The sequence below is a fragment of the Bradyrhizobium sp. CCGUVB4N genome (genome assembly GCF_024199945.1).
Lineage (GTDB): Bacteria > Pseudomonadota > Alphaproteobacteria > Rhizobiales > Xanthobacteraceae > Bradyrhizobium.
In genome coordinates this window covers 5048031-5066162 of record NZ_JANADP010000001.1, presented here as the reverse complement: position 1 = coordinate 5066162, position 18132 = coordinate 5048031, and the positions used below count along the sequence as shown (strand labels likewise).

14 protein-coding genes and 1 tRNA gene are annotated in these 18132 nt (G+C 65.0%); 8 read left to right on the top strand and 7 right to left on the bottom strand.

Features of this window, described 5'->3' with window-relative positions:
• Positions 1-201: 201 nt before the first annotated feature.
• The gene (locus NLM31_RS23215; protein WP_254193783.1) at positions 202-888 is read left to right on the top strand and encodes a hypothetical protein; all 687 of its coding nucleotides are present in this window, start codon (positions 202-204) and stop codon (positions 886-888) included.
• Positions 889-1050: 162 nt separating this feature from the next.
• Here the strand turns inward: NLM31_RS23215 and NLM31_RS23210 are convergent.
• The 3 genes from NLM31_RS23210 to NLM31_RS23200 form a co-directional block, all read right to left on the bottom strand.
• A tRNA-Lys gene (locus tag NLM31_RS23210) sits at positions 1051-1126 on the bottom strand.
• A gap of 322 nt (positions 1127-1448) precedes the next feature.
• Positions 1449-4112 (bottom strand): glycosyltransferase, encoded by a 2664-nt coding sequence (locus NLM31_RS23205; RefSeq protein ID WP_254193782.1) that lies wholly within the window; start codon positions 4110-4112, stop codon positions 1449-1451.
• 222 nt (positions 4113-4334) lie between these two features.
• Entirely contained in the window at positions 4335-4931 is a 597-nt protein-coding gene (locus NLM31_RS23200) for a beta-1-3, beta-1-6-glucan biosynthesis protein (RefSeq protein ID WP_254193781.1), read from the bottom strand.
• Between the two features lie 225 nt (positions 4932-5156).
• Here NLM31_RS23200 and NLM31_RS23195 point away from each other — a divergent pair, with 225 nt between their 5' ends.
• Positions 5157-6821 (top strand): beta-(1-6) glucans synthase, encoded by a 1665-nt coding sequence (locus tag NLM31_RS23195; RefSeq protein WP_254135416.1) that lies wholly within the window; start codon positions 5157-5159, stop codon positions 6819-6821.
• Here NLM31_RS23195 and NLM31_RS23190 read toward each other — a convergent pair.
• The gene (locus NLM31_RS23190) at positions 6781-7161 is read right to left on the bottom strand and encodes a hypothetical protein (protein ID WP_254131559.1); all 381 of its coding nucleotides are present in this window, start codon (positions 7159-7161) and stop codon (positions 6781-6783) included. The two genes, NLM31_RS23195 and NLM31_RS23190, sit on opposite strands and share 41 nt — an antisense overlap.
• A gap of 397 nt (positions 7162-7558) precedes the next feature.
• The gene (locus NLM31_RS23185; protein WP_254193780.1) at positions 7559-8986 is read right to left on the bottom strand and encodes a hypothetical protein; all 1428 of its coding nucleotides are present in this window, start codon (positions 8984-8986) and stop codon (positions 7559-7561) included.
• 180 nt (positions 8987-9166) lie between these two features.
• Here NLM31_RS23185 and glmU point away from each other — a divergent pair, with 180 nt between their 5' ends.
• Both glmU and NLM31_RS23175 read left to right on the top strand, forming a co-directional pair.
• Positions 9167-10534, top strand: a complete 1368-nt coding sequence (glmU, locus tag NLM31_RS23180; protein WP_254193779.1) for a bifunctional UDP-N-acetylglucosamine diphosphorylase/glucosamine-1-phosphate N-acetyltransferase GlmU — start codon at positions 9167-9169, stop codon at positions 10532-10534.
• Positions 10535-10581: 47 nt separating this feature from the next.
• Positions 10582-10758, top strand: a complete 177-nt coding sequence (locus NLM31_RS23175) for a hypothetical protein (RefSeq protein WP_254193778.1) — start codon at positions 10582-10584, stop codon at positions 10756-10758.
• A 9-nt stretch (positions 10759-10767) separates the two neighbouring features.
• On the opposite strand, the gene NLM31_RS23170 is transcribed toward NLM31_RS23175, so the two are convergent.
• Entirely contained in the window at positions 10768-10998 is a 231-nt protein-coding gene (locus tag NLM31_RS23170) for a hypothetical protein (RefSeq protein ID WP_254131555.1), read from the bottom strand.
• A 219-nt stretch (positions 10999-11217) separates the two neighbouring features.
• Here NLM31_RS23170 and glmS point away from each other — a divergent pair, with 219 nt between their 5' ends.
• The 4 genes from glmS (at position 11218) to panE (ending at position 15872) form a co-directional block, all read left to right on the top strand.
• Positions 11218-13044, top strand: a complete 1827-nt coding sequence (glmS, locus tag NLM31_RS23165; protein WP_254131554.1) for a glutamine--fructose-6-phosphate transaminase (isomerizing) — start codon at positions 11218-11220, stop codon at positions 13042-13044.
• Between the two features lie 79 nt (positions 13045-13123).
• Positions 13124-13894, top strand: coding sequence for a DUF502 domain-containing protein (locus tag NLM31_RS23160; RefSeq protein ID WP_254131553.1), 771 nt, complete (start codon positions 13124-13126; stop codon positions 13892-13894).
• Between the two features lie 109 nt (positions 13895-14003).
• Positions 14004-14861 carry an NAD(P)-dependent oxidoreductase gene (locus NLM31_RS23155; RefSeq protein WP_254193777.1) on the top strand — a complete coding sequence of 286 codons (858 nt, stop codon included), beginning with the start codon at positions 14004-14006 and terminating at the stop codon, positions 14859-14861.
• Between the two features lie 81 nt (positions 14862-14942).
• Positions 14943-15872 (top strand): 2-dehydropantoate 2-reductase, encoded by a 930-nt coding sequence (gene panE / locus NLM31_RS23150; protein WP_254193776.1) that lies wholly within the window; start codon positions 14943-14945, stop codon positions 15870-15872.
• Here panE and recG read toward each other — a convergent pair.
• Complete coding sequence (gene recG, locus NLM31_RS23145) at positions 15869-17977, bottom strand: ATP-dependent DNA helicase RecG (RefSeq protein WP_254193775.1); 2109 nt, start codon at positions 17975-17977, stop codon at positions 15869-15871. The two genes, panE and recG, sit on opposite strands and share 4 nt — an antisense overlap.
• Positions 17978-18132: the final 155 nt, after the last annotated feature.

Genomic DNA, 18132 nt, shown 5'->3' with positions numbered 1-18132 from the left:
TTCACAGTGCTCTGCCGCCGCTCTTCCGTTCGCATCGCCCCGTAATCGGCCGGGGTGGCGAGGTGTGCCGCGCGGCCACGTCGCTAACGTGGAATTAATCTGAAAAGCCCACAATTTAAGTCAGTTGTTGTGAGTGCTGCGTAAGGGAGGCGTCGCGAGGACGTTCCGGCGACGGCCTCCTTTTGCTTGCTCATGAGGTCAATGCACATGACCACGACATCCGAAACGCCGGGCTTTGTCGAACATCTCGATGCTGCAGCACTTGCAGTCGCCGCATCCGAGGTCCGCCCCGAACCTGAAGCCCCGGAAGCGCTCGCGGTGGTCAAGCAGTCCAGCCGGAAATCGGTCCTGGCATTGGCGGTATGTGCCCTGGCCATCAATGGCGCGGCGGCCATCTATACGTTGCCATTCGATCTTCCGTCGCCGAACCTCACCAGCCTGGCTGCGCTGCTCCCTCGTCTGGAAGAGTCCGCGCCAAAGCCGGATCCGATCGTCGCTGCCTTGAAGGATATCCAGTCGGCCCAGCAGCAGCAGGCCGCCGCGCTGCTGGAGATCAATTCCTCATTGCAGCAAAATGCAGCTCTGCAGCAGCAGGATTCAACGACCCTCCTGTCTCTCCGACAGAGCATCACGGACGAACGGGTCGACGTGAAGAAGATATCGCCGCAGCTTTCGACGCTGATCGCGAAGATCGACACGCTGCAAAGTACGATGATGTCGGAAGTAACCTCCTCCATTCCAAAATTGCGCGCGCACGATCGGCTCATGATGCGCAAGCGGATGGCTCGGCAACCGAAATCCGTAGGGCCCGTTTCGCTGGGAGGAGCGCCGCTGAGCGCGCCCGCGACGGTTGCTGCGCCGGCTGCGGTTGCTGCGCCGGAGAGCTGAGCGCGCGTCGAGTAAGTTGCTTGGGCCCTTGTTCGCGTGAGTTTGGCCTAACGGCTCACGCCACGGGTCTTCGTCCGTCCCCGCCTTCGCGTTGCGGTGACAGTCCGTTCGGGACCGCTCCCGCCTGCGACTGTTAGCGAAGATGATGACTCGGGGAGTTGTTGGTGAGCGCGCTGGGGCTCGAACCCAGGACCCCGTGATTAAAAGTCACGTGCTCTACCGGCTGAGCTACGCGCTCCCATGGCCGCCGGATGGCTTTCCGATTGATCGCCATCGTCGTCGGACATTTGGAAAAGCATGTCTTGCCCGCGTTTGACTGAAGCGCTGCGGGGAGAACCGGCGGTTTCCGGATCATGCTTTCGGCCCGCGCTGTGTAGGGGGATGGGACGCGGAGGTCAATAGCAGGGGTGGCTGCCGAAACACGCGGCAGTAGCGAGGATTTGCTCGCCGATTCCGGCGCTTAGGCCGGGGATTTGAACCTGATTGGTGAGCCGTCATCCACGCCCAAAGACCTCGTGACTTTTAATCATGGGGTCCGGGGCGCCCAAATCGGCCCCGGATCAGTTCGCCTCCCGCCGCACCTCGCTCGGCACCGGCTGTGCGGGGCCGGCGGGTGTCGGCAGCGCGACGGGGCGCAAGCCGATCAGCTCGGCGGTGCGGATCGCGCTGTCGCGCCAGAACTGGAACGAGTTGATGCGGCTGAGCTCGAGGATCGCAATCGCGACCGCGGCGAGGAACGGCAGGCTCTGCAGCACCAGCACGCCTGCGAAGATGTAGATCTCGGTGATCTGCCTGAAACTGTTGGAGGCGATCAGCACGCCGGAGCCGATCAGCAGCAGGGCGCCGATCACCGCCTCCCAGAACGCCTGGAACTCGATCGACATCCTGGACAGGCCGCCCTTGGAGGTGCGCGCGAATGCGATGTGCTCTGTGATCAGTCCTTGCGCGACCGCCCGCGACACCGTCCATTGCACGCTCATGGCCGCGATCATGGCACCCAGCATCTGGCCGGGTTTGATCGCGACGCGCAGCCGGTACATCGACAGGAAGTGCGCGAGCGAGACGACGAAGGCGCCGATGATCGGCAGCGTCAGAATCTTGTCCGGGATGGCGATGTCGGCAAACGCCACGATCGGCACCCAGATGAGGTTGAGCAGCGCCACGACCACGCCGAGGCTTTCGGCCCCCAGCCAGTTCAGCCAGCCGAGACCATATTCGCGCTTCTGGTCGGGCGTCAGCCGGCTCCGTCCGGGCAGGAAATGCCGCCAGTGCTTCTTCACGATCTGGAGGCCGCCATAGGCCCAGCGGTGACGCTGCTTCTTGAAGGCCTCGTAGGTATCGGGCAGCAGGCCCTGGCCGTAGCGGTAGCGGGTGTAGTGGGTGGTCCAGCCAAGCTCCTGGATCGCGAGCCCGAGGTCCGAGTCCTCGCAGATCGTGTCGGATGACCAGCCGCCCGCCATGTCCATCGCCGCACGGCGGATAAGGCACATCGTGCCGTGCACGATGACGGCGTTGAGCTCGTTGCGCTGGACCATGCCGATGTCGAAGAAACCGGCATATTCGCCGTTCATGATGTAGTGCATGATCGACAGGTCGCCGTCGCGATGCTCCTGCGGCGCCTGCACCAGGCCGACGCGCGGGTCGGCGAACGCCGGCACGAGGTCCTTCAGCCAGTCGGGCTCGACGACATAGTCGGCATCGAGGATGCCGATGATCTCGGCATCGACGGCGGTGCGGTCCATGGCGATGCGCAGCGCGCCGGCCTTGAAGCCCTGCACCTTCTCGGCGTTGATGAACTTGAAGCGTTCGCCGAGCGCGCGGCAGTGGTCCTGGATCGGCTGCCAGAATGCGGGGTCGGGCGTGTTGTTGATGATGACCACGCATTCGTAGTTCGGATAGTCGAGCCGCGACAGCGCATCGAGCGTCTGCTTGAGCATGTCGACCGGCTCGAAATACGCGGGGATATGGATCGAGACCTTCGGGTAGTAATTCTCGGGCACGTTCTCGATCGGCTTGCCCTTGGCGAGCAGCCGCTGCGGCGGCCGGCCGAAGGCGACGGCCGCGATCTCGTCGACGCGGGCCATCGCGATCAGCACCAGCGGCACGAGCAGGATCATGCCGAGCGTCAGCGCGAAGGCCGAGCCGAAGACGAAATAGTGCCCGTTCCAGAACGCGAACACGATCGCAGCCCAGGCGCCGACGCCGTTGGCGGTGGCTGACAGCAAGAACGCCTGCTTGGCGGTCGGTTGCTCCAGCCGCAGGATCGGCAGCGACAACAGGATGCCGACCAGCAGCGCGATCGTCATCAGCTTCCAATAATCGGGGTTCTCGACCGGACCGGTCCAGGCGAATTTCGGCTCGCGGCTGGCGTTGAGGATGCCCCAGTAAGGACCGACGCCGCCTTCAAAAAACTTCCAGGGCTGATCGATCGCTTCGACGATGTTGTATTCCATGCCCATGGCTTCGGCACGGCTGACGAAGTTGCGCAGCGTCAGCGCTTGCTGGAACGGACCCGGATCGGCCTTGCGCAGATTATAACCCGCGCTCGGCCAGCCGAACTCGGCGATCACGATGCGCTTGCCGGGAAACAGGTTGCGCAGCAGGTTGTACCGGTCGACAGCCTGGTCGACCGCCTCGTCCGAGTGGAAATTCTCCCAATAGGGCAGCACGTGCGCAGCGATGAAGTCGACGTTGGAGGCCAGGTCGGGGTTGTCGCGCCAGATGTTCCAGATCTCGCCGGTGGTGACGGGCACGCGGACCGCGCTCTTCACCTTCTTGATCATCTCGATGAGGTCTTCGACCTTCTGCTCACCGCGGTAGATCACCTCGTTGCCGACGACGACGCCGTTGACGTTGCTGTTCTTGCGGGCGAGCTCGATCGCGGCCTTGATCTCGCGCTCGTTGCGATCAGGGTCCTTGCCGATCCAGGCGCCGACGGTGACCTTGAGGCCGAATTCGGCGGCGATTGGCGGCACCAGCTCGTTGCCTTCCGTCGCAGAGTAGGAGCGGATGGCACGCGTCATGGTGGAGAGCTTCTTCATGTCGGCGCGAATCTTGTCGGGATCGACATTGTTGTCGACGACATGCCCCGGTTCGAACGGGGTGTAGGAGAGGCTCGGCAACAGGCCCTTGAAGTCCGGCGCAGGTTCCTTGTCGCGCAGGACTCCCCAGAGGCCGGCGTGGAGCATGGACACGAGCAACAGAACGGCGGCGACAACGCGCATCGCGGCTAAACCAAAAGGGGCTGAGGGGGCAGGGCAGCGGATCCGACCCCGAGATCCGACCAAGTCCGCGGCAAATGGAGCATACCTCTGCCGCGCGGTTTCTCAACTGTCATGGCCTCATGTCCTTATCAGGGCATGGCCTTGTTCGGTCGGGTTAACGCGCGGCAATGCCGTCAGTTGCTATCGCCGATCGTTCCTGAACGGCGGCTGAAACGATCGCGGCTATTTCTGGGGAGCGGGTGACGGGCTTGCCGCAGGCGCGGGGCTCGCGGCCGGCTGGGGCGGCTGCGCATTGCCGGCCGTCGGCGCCGGAGGCTGGGAGGCCGCGGCGGCCGCCTGCTGCGGCTGGGAGGCCGGATTGATCCAGCACGCGTGCACCCGGCTGTCCAGGGTCTCGGCGATCTTGGGATCGATCTGGGCGCCGAAGCGGGTCAGGCAGCGGAACGCCGCCTGGATGTGGCCGCCGGGGCAACCGAAGCGGTCATAGAGGTCGAGATGGCGGAACGCGGTATCGAGGTCATCCCGCCACATCAGCCGCACCACGCGCCGGCCGAGCCAGACGCATTCGGGGTTGCCGGCCGGGCCGTTGATGGCCTGGGCGGCTTCGGCGAATTCGTCGGTGCGGCGCTGGTTCTGGGCGGTGGCGTCCTTGGCGGCGTCGGCGGGCTGGGCGGCAGCCTTGCCCTGGTCAGGCGCGGGCGAGCCGCTCTGGGCGGAAACGCCGCCGATGTTGGCCAGGAGGACAAGGGAAGAGACGGCCAAAGTGGCGGCGAACTGCCGCAGGACCGCATTTCGTAACTCGAACACCCGTCGCCGCATGAATTCCCCAATATCTCAGCCGTCCGCCCGCGCGGGAGGACCTCGCGGACGCCGACGTGATGGCGTCCAAATGGGTCTCCAATGCGGCGGAAAAGTCCCGCAAAATCCAATGACCTGTAATTGGATTTTTGTCCAGCAAAGTCACGATCCTAGGGCCCGGTCGAACGGCCGCAGCCCAATTCCCCGGGGAGAGCGCGCAGCCGACCTGCCGCACCCCCTTGGCAGATGGCGTGCGAGCAGGTAATCGACGGACCCTCGCGGAGGACGGAACCGATTTCACTTCGTACGCCACTGGCGCTCCTGCTCGTCTCCCTGGGTGCGATTGCTGCCGTGTGGTGGTGGCTTGCCACGCCGATCACGCTCGCGCGCGCGCCCATCGATCCCAACGACAAGGTTCAATGCGTCTCCTACGCCCCGTTCCGGGGCGACCAGACGCCGCTGAACGAATGGACCCACATCGAGGCTGACCAGCTCGAGCAGGATCTGCGCCAGCTCAAAGAGATCACCGACTGCGTCCGCACCTACTCGATCGAGAACGGGCTCGACCAGGTGCCTTCGGTCGCGGCCAGGATCGGCGGGCTGAAGGTGATCCAGGGCATCTGGCTCGGCAGCAACCGCGCCAAGAATTTCGCACAGGTTGCGACCGCCGTTCGCCTCACCAAGGAATTCCCCGACACCATCTCCGCGCTCGTCGTCGGCAACGAGGTGTTGCTGCGCGGAGAGATGACGACGTCGGACCTCACCGCAATCATCCGTTCGGTGAAGGCGCAGGTCACCGTGCCCGTGACCTATGCCGACGTCTGGGAATATTGGCTGAAGAACCGCGAGGTCTATGACGCCGTCGACTTCGTCACGATTCACATCCTGCCTTATTGGGAGGATATGCCGGTGAAGGCGAAGTTCGCCGCGAGCCACGTCGAGGCGATCCGCGAGCGCATGGCGGTGGCGTTCCCCGACAAGGAAATCCTGATCGGCGAGACCGGCTGGCCGAGCGAAGGCCGCATGCGCGAGGGCGCGCTGCCGTCGCGCACCAATCAGGCCCGCGTGGTCTCGGAAATCCTCGGGCTCGCGAAGGCGCTGAAGTTTCGCGTCAACCTGATCGAGGCCTATGACCAGCCGTGGAAGCGGCGGCTCGAGGGCACCGTCGGCGGCTATTGGGGCCTGATCGACTCCGTCCGGCGCCAGCTGAAATATCCGCCGGGCGAGCCGATCAGCAATTTCCCGTTCTGGAAATGGTACATGGGCGCCGGCATGGTCCTCAGCGTGCTGGTGTTCGCGGTGGCCGGCATCACGCTGCGCCGCCGGCCCTGGACGCCGCGCTTCTCGGCCTGGCTCGGCGTCGGCATCTCCGCGACATCGGCGGGCATCCTGCTCGGGATCGCCGTCGACAAGATGTATTACGAGAGCTACGGCTGGGGCGGCTGGCTGCAATGGGGCATGCTGCTGCTCGCCGGCATCCTGTCGCCGATCTTCTGCGCGCAGGCGCTTGTCATCGGCCGCAATTTGCCGAGCTTCCTCGACCTGCTCGGTCCGCGCGAAGGGCGGAAATGGTCAAAGCTCTCGGCCGTGCTGGGCCTGACCCTGGCGGTGACGGCGGTGATCGCAGCCGAGACCGCGCTCGGCTTCGTGTTCGACCCGCGCTATCGCGACTTCCCCTATGCCTCGCTGACGATGGCGGTGGTGCCGTTCGCGCTGTTGATGCTGAACCGCCCGCAGATCGGCGTGCGACCGATCGCGGAAGCGGTGTTCGCAGGGCTGCTGGCGCTGTCGGCGGTCTACGTGATCCTGAACGAAGGCCGCGACAATTGGCAGGCGATGTGGACCTGCGCGATCTACCTCTTGTTCGCGCTCACGCTGTGGCGGGCGCGGGCCGAGCAAAGCCAAGGATGAGCAGGCCGATCGCCAGGCCCGACAGCACGATGTTGTAGAGCACGATGCCGAGGCCGGCTGCGACCACGCCGAGCGTGAGCAGCACGATCGACGGCCGCATCAGGTTCAGCGTCGCGATCACCAGCGCGACGATGCCGAACACCGAATTCTTGAACAGCGACGTCGACACAGAGCGCGCCTTGCAGATCATGGTCTGCAGGCCGGCATCGCATGCGAGCGCCACCTGCGAGAACTCGACCGCGAGATAGCGCACATAGAGCGCCCAGCCGACGGTGACGAAACCGACGACGATGAGAAACTGCACCTGGTAGGGCGTGAGGCGAAACGGCTTCTTTGTCATGCCGGCAATATGGTCGGGATGGCGGGAGGGAGCAACAGGGGCGGGGGGATTTTTGCACCGGGGGGCATCGCGGAGGGGCCGCTGCATGGATTTGCGGCATCCCGAACGCATTAGAACCGTAGCCATACGGATTTGCGGGAATTTCAACGTCGCCTAACATTCGACTTGAAGCGTAGGCGTGATCGCAGATCTAATCAGAAGCAGATCACGTCGTTCAAGAACGCGACTGCGGGGATGCGAGCGAGGTTGGCAATGGTTGAAGCGTTGCAGGTCAATTTTGCGCTTTGGGGTATGATCATTTGCGGGGCAATCAAGATCAGCCAGTTGATGGCCGCTCTCTAGGCGGCGCTGTCTCAGGCGAGATGCTCCGGCGTTTCAATCGGAAGCCCTGATCCCCTCAACGTCTGAAAAACGACGTTATCGTCGAACTCGCCGATGCCGTCTCCGGCTTGGCCTGAGCGGCCGGCTGCGGCGCGGGTGCAGGCGGCGGCGCCGGCTCCTCGCGCCTTGACGAGCGCTTGGAGGAGTAGCTTCGGCGACGCTTGTCCGGCTTGGCGGCGGGCGCGGGCGCAGGCGCGGTTTCAGCTTGCGGCACCGCGTCCTGGCTCTTTTCCTGGCTCTTCTCCGAGCTCTTGTCCTGGTTCTTGTCTGAACCCTTGTCCTGCCCCTTATCTTGTCCCTTGTCTTGGCCCTTGTCAGCGCCGCCGCGCATCGACAGGCGCTGGCCGTCGAACACGGTCGTCTCGCAGTGGCGGTCGTTCTCGGCAAGGCCTGCGCAAAGCTTTGCGGCGGCGGCAGCATTGATCAAGGGGCCGGCCCCCAGACGGAGCTGCATGCCGAGGCCGTTATTGCCTTCCTTGATCATGATGATCGGCCGCAGTGCGGCGACCTCCGGATGGGACTTGCTCAGGCTGCGCCAGAGCGCGCGCAGGCCGTCGACCGAGTTCGCACCGCCGAGATCGATGGCAAAGCGCGTCTGCTGGACTGCGATTGCGGGAGACTCGGCTTCGGTTGCCTCGGGGGGCTTGGCTGGCGCCGCGGCGACTTCGGTCGGGGCGGGCGTCGACTCGGGCTTCTGCTCCGAGGCGTCTGGTTGAGGCTGAATCAGTTTCGAAGCCGCCGGATCAGGCGGCGCCATGATCGACTTCGATGGCACCAACGGCAGGATCGGCACCGCCGACGTCGTCAGCGGAACGAGCGATGCGGCAGAGGCAGTCTGTGGCGGCGGGCCCGGTTGATCCTTGGCCGCGTCTTTCAAGCTGTCCTTCGACGCTTCCTTCGACGCTTCCTTGGGCTCCTTGCCGGCCCCCGCGCGCGGCTTGTCGACCAGCGAGGCCGCGGTCGACGCGACCGGCGCGACATCCGGAGCCGGGGGCTGTGCGGTGGCGATCGGCGTGTCCTGCGGCTTCGACGCGGGCGCTTGCGGCGATGTCGCGCTCTGCTTGGCGATGGCGCCGGTGACGGAATCAAGTCCCTGCTCGAGCACCGTGACGCGCGAATAGAGTCGGTCTCGATCGGTGTTCAGCGTCTCGATGGCGGAGGCGAGGCGACGCGCCTCGAGCTGGCTTTCCTTGGTCAGCACCTGCAGACGGTCGGACTGGCGGGCGAGATCGGCCGAGGCGACCTGGTCGCGCCGCCAGCCGAGCTGGGCCTGGTTGCCCAGCACGGCCACCACAACGGCACCGACGGCCGCGACTCCCCACGAGCCCAGCCGCCACATCATCCGGCGATCGAATGTGCTTTCTTCTGCCAAGAGTCCGGAGAACAGTCCGCCGGTCTCCTTGTCGCCGAAGGCATCCGCCAGTGGGTCGGAATCCTTTGCCATGAACGTTTAGTGCCCAGCCCTGCCTGGCTTCCCCGAATCAATCAGGGAACATTAACAGGAAAACCCACGCGCACTTGAATTCCGGGCGTTTGCGGGGGTAGCAAGGCAACTAGCTCGGACGACATTGGCGTGTCGCCCGTCGATGTGATGATCGATTCGACCATTTTTGACAGGATTGCGATGACCGCCCGCTCAAGCCTCACGATCGTGCTCGCCGCCGGCGAAGGCACGCGAATGCGATCCAGCCTGCCGAAAGTGCTGAATCCCGTCGCTTCCCAGACGCTGCTTGCCCATGTGCTCGGTGCCGCACCGCGCGGAACCGGCACTGCGCTTGCGGTCGTGATCGGCCCTGATCACCAGGCGGTCGCGGACGAGGCGAAGCGGATCCGCTCCGATGCGCTCATCTTCGTGCAGGCCGAGCGGCTCGGCACGGCGCATGCCGTGCTGGCGGCGCGGGAGGCGATTGCGCGAGGCGTCGACGACGTGTTGATCGCCTTCGGCGATACGCCGCTGATCTCGGCCGAGACCTTTGCACGGCTCCGTGCGCCGCTGGCGAAAGGTGCTGCAATTGCCGCGCTCGGTTTTCGCGCGGCGGATCCGACCGGCTATGGCCGTTTCATCGTCGAGGGCGACCGTCTGGTCGCGATCCGCGAGCACGCCGACGCCAGCGCGGACGAGCGCAAGATCGATCTGTGCAATGCCGGCGTGATGGCGATCGACGGCCGCCGCGCGCTCGCGATCCTGGACAAGATAGGCAATGCGAATTCCAAGGCAGAGTATTACCTGACCGATGCGGTCGGCGTCACCCGCAGCAATGGATGGGAGTCCGTCGTGATCGAAACCAGCGAGGACGAGGTGCGCGGCATCAACACCAAGGCCCAGCTTGCGGAAGCGGAAAGCGTGATGCAGGCGCGGCTGCGCAAGGCCGCGATGGAGGCCGGCGTCACGCTGATCGCCCCCGAAACCGTGTATCTCGCCGCCGACACCGTGTTCGGCAAGGACGTCACCATCGAGCCGTTCGTGGTGATCGGACCGGGTGTCTCGATTGCCGACGGCACCGTGATCCATTCCTTCTCGCATATCGTCGAGACCACGCTCGGCAAGAAGGTTTCGATCGGACCCTATGCGCGCTTGCGTCCCGGCACCACGCTCGGCGATGGCGCGCGGATCGGCAATTTCGTGGAGACCAAGGCCGCGACGCTGGAGGCCGGCGTCAAGGTCAACCATCTCTCCTACATCGGCGACGCCACCATCGGCGCCAATTCCAACATCGGCGCCGGCACCATCACTTGCAACTACGACGGCTTCAAGAAGCACAAGACGGTGATCGGGCAGGGCGCCTTCGTCGGCACCAACTCCTCGCTGGTCGCGCCGGTGAAGATCGGCAACGGCGCCTATATCGGCTCGGGCTCGGTGATCACGCGCGACGTGCCCGACGACGCCATGGCGCTGGAGCGCAGCCCGCAGACCATTCGCGAGGGTGGTGCTGCGCGCTACCGCGAGATGAAGACCAGCGGCAAAAAGTTGGAAAAGAAGCCGGAGAAATGAGCGGCCGGATCCCAGGCGCTTTTCTGTGTCGTTAGGGCTGCGCGCTCATGAACGACCTGGATGTGTTCGAATTCCTCGTCAAGCACGTTGTCACGCCGCCGGGACGATGGGTGCTGGAACAGGCCGGCGACCCCGACCCAACCGAGATCGCGTCGCTGGTCACCGGCCTGACGTTCTGGGCGTTCGTCGTTTGCCTCGTCTTTGCCCTGGTTCTGGGGTGGTGAGGCGCGCCCTCAGTCGTCGTCGGCGACTTCCGAGAACATCGCGCGCGACAAGCGCCAGCCGCGCGGCCTGGCGCGCTTTGCCGGTTCGCCTTTGGCCTGCGTCATGAGGACGGGCTTGCTTTCCTTGCCGCGCTCCATGGCGCGCTGAGGCGGCGGCCAATGCGCGAGGCGAGTGCCGGTGCTCTCACTGGCGAGCAGATACGTCGTTGGCAGACCTTTGCGGTCGGACGTGGCTTTCATGGCCTTGATCTCCCGAGCGAGAATCGTTGGCCAAACTTGTTGACAACAAGTTAATCCGCGCGGTTAAAGCCGGCCACATCGACATGGGCGAAGCATGACGTCGCCGGCTGCTGTCGCAATCCGTCATAATTATTGAGTATCTGGTTCCTTAGGAACTTCGCTAAAAACCGAGCGCGTCGTTTAGGCGATTTTTCGACGATTTGGGGGATATTGATCCGCATGTGCGGGATTGTCGGCATTCTCGGGCGCGAGCCGGTTGCAGAGCAATTGGTGGATTCGCTCAAACGTCTTGAATATCGCGGCTATGACTCCGCGGGCGTCGCCACGCTCGAAGGCAAGCATCTCGAGCGCCGACGCGCCGAGGGCAAGCTGAAGAATCTGGAGAGGCGGCTGGAAGCCGAGCCTTTGAAGGGCACGACCGGAATCGGTCACACCCGCTGGGCCACGCACGGCAAGCCGACCGTCAACAACGCTCATCCGCACGCGACCGAACGCGTTGCCGTCGTCCACAACGGCATCATCGAGAATTTCCGCGAGCTGCGCGAAGAACTCGAGAAGAAGGGCACGGTGTTCCACACCGAGACCGACACCGAGATCGTGCTGCACCTCGTCGACGATCTCTTGTCGCGCGGCAACAAGCCGGTGGAAGCGGTCAAGCTGACGCTGGCGCGGTTGCGCGGTGCCTTCGCGCTCGGCTTCATCTTTGCCGGCGATGACGACCTCATGATCGGCGCCCGCAACGGTCCGCCGCTGGCGATCGGCTATGGCGATGGCGAGATGTATCTCGGCTCGGACGCGATCGCGCTCGGCCCGTTCACCGACACGATCAGCTATCTCGAAGACGGCGACTGGGTGGTCCTGACCCGCAAGAGCGCGACGGTTTTCGACAAGGACGGTCACGCCGTCGAGCGCGACAGGATCAAGCATGCCGCCTCGACCTCGCTGGTCGACAAGGCGAACTACCGCCATTTCATGGCGAAGGAGATCCACGAGCAGCCGGAAGTGGTCGGCCACACGCTGGCGCGCTATGTCGACATGGCGACCGAGCGCGTCTCGCTGCCGGTCAAGCTGCCGTTCGACTTCAAGGACATCCAGCGCATCAACATCACGGCCTGCGGCACCGCAAGCTACGCCGGCATCGTCGCAAAATACTGGTTCGAGCGGTTTGCGCGCCTGCCGGTCGAGGTCGATGTCGCATCCGAATTCCGCTACCGCGAAGCGCCGTTGCGCAAGGGCGATCTCGCCATCTTCATCTCGCAATCCGGCGAGACCGCCGACACCCTGGCGGCGCTGCGCTATGCCAAGGCCGAGGGCGCGCACACCATTGCCGTCGTCAACGTTCCGACCTCGACCATCGCGCGCGAAAGCGAGACCGTGCTGCAGACGCTGGCCGGCCCCGAGATCGGTGTCGCCTCGACCAAGGCGTTCACCTGCCAGCTCATGGTGCTGGCCAACCTGGCGATTGCGGCCGGCAAGGCCCGCGGCGAATTGTCCGCCGAGGACGAGACCAAGCTCGTGCACGGCCTGGTCGAGATCCCGCGCCTGATGTCGGATGCGCTCACGACCGAGCTCCAGATCGAGAAGCTCGCCCACAGGATCGCCAAATCCCGCGACGTGCTCTATCTCGGCCGCGGCACCAGCTTCCCGCTCGCCCTCGAAGGCGCGCTGAAGCTGAAGGAAATCTCCTACATCCACGCCGAGGGCTATGCCGCCGGCGAGCTCAAGCACGGCCCGATTGCGCTGATCGACGAGACCATGCCGGTCGTCGTGATCGCGCCCTACGACCGCGTGTTCGAGAAGACCGTCTCCAACATGCAGGAGGTTGCCGCCCGCGGCGGCAACATCATCCTGATGACCGATGCCAAAGGCGCGGCGGAGGCGACGGTGGAGTCGCTCGTGACCATCGTCATGCCCGACATGGCCGCGGCCTTCTCGCCGATGGTCTATGCCGTTCCCGTGCAATTGCTCGCCTATCATACGGCGGTGGTCATGGGCACCGACGTCGACCAGCCGCGCAATCTCGCGAAATCCGTGACGGTGGAATAGGCAGCAGGGACCAGGCCGCGCTCTTCCAAAACCTGCTAGAAGCCCCTAGCTTGAACCAAGCGACCGACCTGGAACCCGAATGACCACCCGCGACGACGCGCCTGCGCCTCTTGATCCCGCCCCGGAACCGCATACCGGCCTGATGGGCCGGTTTCGCAATTATTTCCTGACCGGGCTGATCGTCACCGGTCCGATTGCGATTACACTGTACCTGGTCTGGTGGTTCGTCACCTGGGTCGACGGCGTGGTGCGGCCTTTCGTGCCGCTGGCCTATCGGCCGGAAACTTATCTGCCTTACGGCGTCCCCGGCTGGGGACTGATTGTCGCATTCTTCACGCTGACGCTGGTCGGATTCCTCGCGGCCAACCTGATCGGCCGCACCCTGGTCGACGTCGGCGAGACGTTCCTCGGCCGGATTCCGGCGGTGCGTGCGATTTATCGCGGCCTCAAGCAGGTGTTCGAGACGCTGTTTTCGGGCAAGGGCTCGAGCTTCCGCAAGGTCGGTCTCGTCGAGTTTCCATCGCCCGGCATGTGGTCGATCGTGCTGATCTCGCAATCGCCGAGTGAGGACATCGCGCGCAGCCTGCCGGGGCAGGAAGAACATGTCTCGGTGTTTCTGCCATGCTCGCCGAACCCGACCACCGGCTTCTTCTTCTATGTGCCCAGGAGCAAGATCATCGAAGTCGACCTCAGCGCCGAGGATGCCGCAACGCTGATCATGTCGGCCGGCGTGGTGCAGCCCGGCGCAGCGCCGGATCCGAAGAAGGCAGCCGCGCTCGCCGGCATGGCCAATGCCGCGCGCATTGCCAACGCCTCCACGCTCCGGCCCGAGCCTGCGAAGGCGGAGTAGGGCCATTCCGCGGCGGGATGGCCGTGGATCACGCGGGCGTTCGCATCCTCTGCTAATGTTCCGGTCGAACTGAGCGACAACGCTCGGAATTCGAACTGGAGTGCCCCCGATGTCGAAAACCATTGCGATCCTCGCGCCCGGTGCCATGGGCAGCGCGGTGGCGCGACGCCTGAGCGATAACGGTGCGCGCGTGCTGACATCCTTGAAAGGGCGAAGCGAGGCGACGCTGAAACGGGCCGCGGATGCGGGCATGGTCGGCGCCGAGGACGATGCGATCGCGGACGCTGATATCATCCTCTCGATCGTGCCGCCCGGCGAGGCGGTGGCGCTGGCCGAGCGGCTGGCGGCGCTGATCGTGAAACGTGCAAAGAAGCCGGTCGTGGTCGACTGCAACGCCGTCAATGTCGACACGGTGAAGCGGATCGAGGAGATCATCGGCTCGGCGCAGGCGCCCTTCGTCGACGGCGGCATCATCGGCTTCCCGCCGCAACCCGGCGGCAAGAGCCCGGCCTTCTATCTGTCCGGCGAGCACGCCAGAGACGTCGCCGTGCTCAGAGATTTCGGGCTCGATGTTCGCATTGTCGAAGGCCCGGTGGGTGCAGCCTCCGCGCTCAAGATGTCCTATGCCGGCATCGTCAAGGGTCTCGCCGGCATCGGCTCCGCCATGGTGGTCGCGGCCACGAAAGCCGGTGCTGCGGATGCGCTGCGCGACGAGCTCGCACTCAGCCAGCCCGCGATCCTGGCGCGGCTCGAGGTCGCGCTGCCCGACATGATCCCGAAGGCCTATCGCTGGGTCGCGGAGATGCAGGAGATTTCCGGCTTCCTCGGGCCGGATCATCCGGCGAGCCAGATCTACCAGGGCTTTGCCAAATGGTTCGAGCATCTGGCCGGGGACGCGAAGGGTGAGGCGGTCGATGCGTCGCTGTTGAAGGCGTTTGCCGCAAGCATCGCGCAGAAAAAGGCCTGATGATCAGGCATTCGCGATCAGTCTGCCTGTTTATGCAATGTAGCGAAGGCTGACGATCGCTGACATGACACGGGAGTTGGAATGAGAGTGCTGGTGATCGGCGCGGGAGCGCTCGGAGGTTACTACGGAGCGTGCCTGGTCCGAGCGGGCGCCGACGTGACTTTTCTGGTGCGGTCCGCGCGGGCTGAGCAGTTGCGGCGCGACGGATTGAGGGTCAAAAGCCCGCACGGCGACTTCGCCGTGCAGCCGAAGATCCTGCTGGCGAACGAGCTCAACGATCCCTTCGACGTCGTGCTCGTTGGCGTGAAGGCCTATTCGCTCGACGACGCCATGAGCCAGTTTGCCCCGGCCGTTGGCGCGAACACGATGATTGTGCCGATCCTCAACGGATTGAAACACATCGACGCCCTGACGGCGCGGTTCGGCGCCGAGCACGTCCTCGGCGGGCTCGCAAATGTCAGCGCCGGGCTCGATGCGGATGGTCGTGTCGTTCAGTTCATGGCCAACCAGACCATCGTCTTCGGCGAGGTGAAGGGGTCGTTGAGTGATCGTGTGCTCGCGCTGGAAAACCTGCTGCGGGTCCCCGGCATCGACGTGCGCGCCAGCGATGTGATCATGCAGGACATGTGGGAGAAGTTCGTCCAGCTGAGCACGCTTGCCGGGATCACCTGTCTGATGCGCGCCAGCATCGGCGACATCCTGACCGTGCCGAATGGTGAGCGGGCGATCTTCCGGCTTTTTGCGGAGCATTGCGCTGTCGCGACCGCCTCTGGCTTCGAGCCGCGCGCGCCGTTCATCGAATTCGACCGAAAGCTGTTCACCACAGCGAACTCGCCGCTGAAGGCGTCGATGCTGCGGGATATCGAGCGCGGTTCGACCACCGAGGCGGAGCATATCCTCGGCGACATGGCCAATCGGGCCCGGGCGCTGGACATCGAAACACCCGTGCTCGATCTCGCCCGGGCGCATGTCGCGGCTTATGAGGTCGGGCGGCAAAAACCGGCGAACTAACCCGCCCCGATCAGCGGGATCGCCTCGTCGCGCTCGTAGAGATACAGCAGGCAGCGCAGCGCCTCGCCGCGCTCGCCCTTCAGCTTCGGATCGTCCTTCATGATGCGCAGCGCCTCGTCGCGGGCCTGCGTGATGAGCTGGCCGTGGACCTCCGAGCGCGCGATGCGGTAACCAGGCAGGCCGCTTTGGCGGACGCCGAGCACATCGCCTTCGCCGCGCAGCTTGAGATCTTCCTCGGCGATGCGAAACCCGTCGGTGGTCTCGCGGATCACTTTCAGACGCGCTTTGGACATTTCGCCCAGCGGCTCGCTGTAGAGCAGAATGCAGGTCGAAGCCTCCGAGCCGCGCCCGATGCGGCCGCGCAGCTGATGCAGCTGGGCGAGGCCGAAGCGCTCGGCATTCTCGATCACCATGATGGTGGCGGCCGGCACGTCGACGCCGACCTCGACCACGGTGGTCGCGACCAGAAGACCGATCTCGTGGGCCGCGAACTGGCCCATCACGCGGTCCTTCTCGGTGCCCTTCATCTGGCCATGGACGAGGCCGACGCGATCGCCAAAGCGCTTCTGCAGGCTCTCGAAGCGTTTGGTCGCGTTGGTGAGATGCTCGGTACCCTCGGCCTCGGACTCCTCGACCAGCGGGCAGATCCAGTACACCAGCTTGCCGGATTCGAGCGCACGGCCGACGCCGTCCATGACTTCGCCGAGCCGGCTCATGGCGACGGCGCGGGTGTCAATCGGCTGGCGGCCGGCGGGCTTTTCGCGCAACTCGCTGATGTCCATGTCGCCGAAATAGGTCAGCACCAACGTGCGCGGGATCGGCGTGGCGCTCAGCACCAGCACGTCGACGGCTTCGCCCTTCGAGGTCAGCGCCAGGCGCTCGCGCACGCCAAAACGATGCTGCTCGTCGACGATGGCCAGCGCCAGATCGTGAAAGATCACGTCGTCCTGGATCAGCGCATGGGTGCCGACGAGCAGATCGATCTCGCCCTCGGCGAGTTGCGTGATGATCTCGCGCCGCTCCTTGCCCTTCTCGCGGCCGGTGAGGATCGCGACCCGCATGCCGGCGCGCTCGGCCAGCGGCGCGATGGTCTTGATGTGCTGACGTGCCAGGATTTCGGTCGGCGCCATCAGCGCGGCCTGCTTGCCGACCTCGGCGACAGCGGCGGCAGCGAGCAGTGCGACCACGGTCTTGCCGGAGCCGACGTCGCCCTGGAGCAGGCGCAGCATGCGCACGGGCTGTTGCAGATCGCTCGCAATCGCCGCGGCTGCGTCACGCTGCGAGGACGTCAAGGCATAGGGGAGGGCGTCGATGATCCTGTGGCGCAGGTGGCCGTCGCCGGCGTTGCGCACGCCGGCCGGGCGGCGCAATTGGGCGCGGATCAGGGCGAGCGCGAGCTGGCCGGCAAGGAGTTCGTCAAAGGCGAGGCGGGACCAGAACGGCTGGTCCGGCAGGATGTCCGTCAGCTCGACCGGCTGGTGCACGCGATTGAGCGCTTCCGCGATCGGCGGGAAATGGCAGCGGCGCAGCACCTCCGGGCTGATCCATTCGGGCAGGGCCGGCAGCTTCTGCAGCGCCTGCGCGATCGCGCGGCGGAGCGAGCCGAGCGCGAGGCCCTCGGTGAGCGGATAGACCGGGTCGATGCCCGAGAGCTTTGAGATCGCCTCCTCGTCGAGCACGCGGTCGGGATGCACGATCTGCAGGATGCCGTCATACATCTGCAGCGTGCCGGAGACGAAGCGCTTCTCGCCCATCGGCAGCAGCTTTTCGACATAGCCGGGCTTGGCACGGAAGAAGGTCAGCACGACGTCGCCGGTGTCGTCGCTGGCATAGACCAGATACGGCGCGCGGGAGTTGCGCGGCGGGGGCGGGCGGTGGCGATCGACGGTGACCTCCAGCGTCACCATGGTTCCCACACCAGCGTCGCGGATTTTCGGCCGCGCCCGGCGGTCGATGACCTGGCTCGGCAGATGCAGCAGCAGATCGACCAGCCGCGGCGTCTCGTTGCGGCTGAGCAGATATTGCAGCAGCTTGTCCTGCTTCGGACCGACGCCGGGAAGCGTGGTCACGGGAGCAAACAGCGGATTGAGCAGGCTGGGGCGCATGGACGCGAATCTAGGATCGTTTCGGCCCGTCATGCCCGGCTTTATGCCGGGCATCCACGTCTTTTTTCGCGGCCCTTTGCGCCGGTGCGGCCATGCCAAATCGAGGGCTGACACGGCAGGTCCGAGTGGCTATATCACCCCGGCCCGGCACGTCC

What these genes read in the sequence shown, in the direction of transcription:
- NLM31_RS23175 (WP_254193778.1), top strand. Translation starts at nt 10,582, where the DNA reads ATGAACGACCTGGATGTGTTCGAATTCCTCGTCAAGCACGTTGTCACG.
- glmS (WP_254131554.1), top strand. Translation starts at nt 11,218, where the DNA reads ATGTGCGGGATTGTCGGCATTCTCGGGCGCGAGCCGGTTGCAGAGCAA.
- NLM31_RS23195 (WP_254135416.1), top strand. Translation starts at nt 5,157, where the DNA reads ATGGCGTGCGAGCAGGTAATCGACGGACCCTCGCGGAGGACGGAACCG.
- NLM31_RS23200 (WP_254193781.1), bottom strand. Translation starts at nt 4,931, where the DNA reads ATGCGGCGACGGGTGTTCGAGTTACGAAATGCGGTCCTGCGGCAGTTC.
- NLM31_RS23170 (WP_254131555.1), bottom strand. Translation starts at nt 10,998, where the DNA reads ATGAAAGCCACGTCCGACCGCAAAGGTCTGCCAACGACGTATCTGCTC.
- NLM31_RS23185 (WP_254193780.1), bottom strand. Translation starts at nt 8,986, where the DNA reads ATGGCAAAGGATTCCGACCCACTGGCGGATGCCTTCGGCGACAAGGAG.
- NLM31_RS23205 (WP_254193782.1), bottom strand. Translation starts at nt 4,112, where the DNA reads ATGCGCGTTGTCGCCGCCGTTCTGTTGCTCGTGTCCATGCTCCACGCC.
- recG (WP_254193775.1), bottom strand. Translation starts at nt 17,977, where the DNA reads ATGCGCCCCAGCCTGCTCAATCCGCTGTTTGCTCCCGTGACCACGCTT.
- NLM31_RS23160 (WP_254131553.1), top strand. Translation starts at nt 13,124, where the DNA reads ATGACCACCCGCGACGACGCGCCTGCGCCTCTTGATCCCGCCCCGGAA.
- NLM31_RS23190 (WP_254131559.1), bottom strand. Translation starts at nt 7,161, where the DNA reads ATGACAAAGAAGCCGTTTCGCCTCACGCCCTACCAGGTGCAGTTTCTC.
- NLM31_RS23215 (WP_254193783.1), top strand. Translation starts at nt 202, where the DNA reads ATGCACATGACCACGACATCCGAAACGCCGGGCTTTGTCGAACATCTC.
- glmU (WP_254193779.1), top strand. Translation starts at nt 9,167, where the DNA reads ATGACCGCCCGCTCAAGCCTCACGATCGTGCTCGCCGCCGGCGAAGGC.
- panE (WP_254193776.1), top strand. Translation starts at nt 14,943, where the DNA reads ATGAGAGTGCTGGTGATCGGCGCGGGAGCGCTCGGAGGTTACTACGGA.
- NLM31_RS23155 (WP_254193777.1), top strand. Translation starts at nt 14,004, where the DNA reads ATGTCGAAAACCATTGCGATCCTCGCGCCCGGTGCCATGGGCAGCGCG.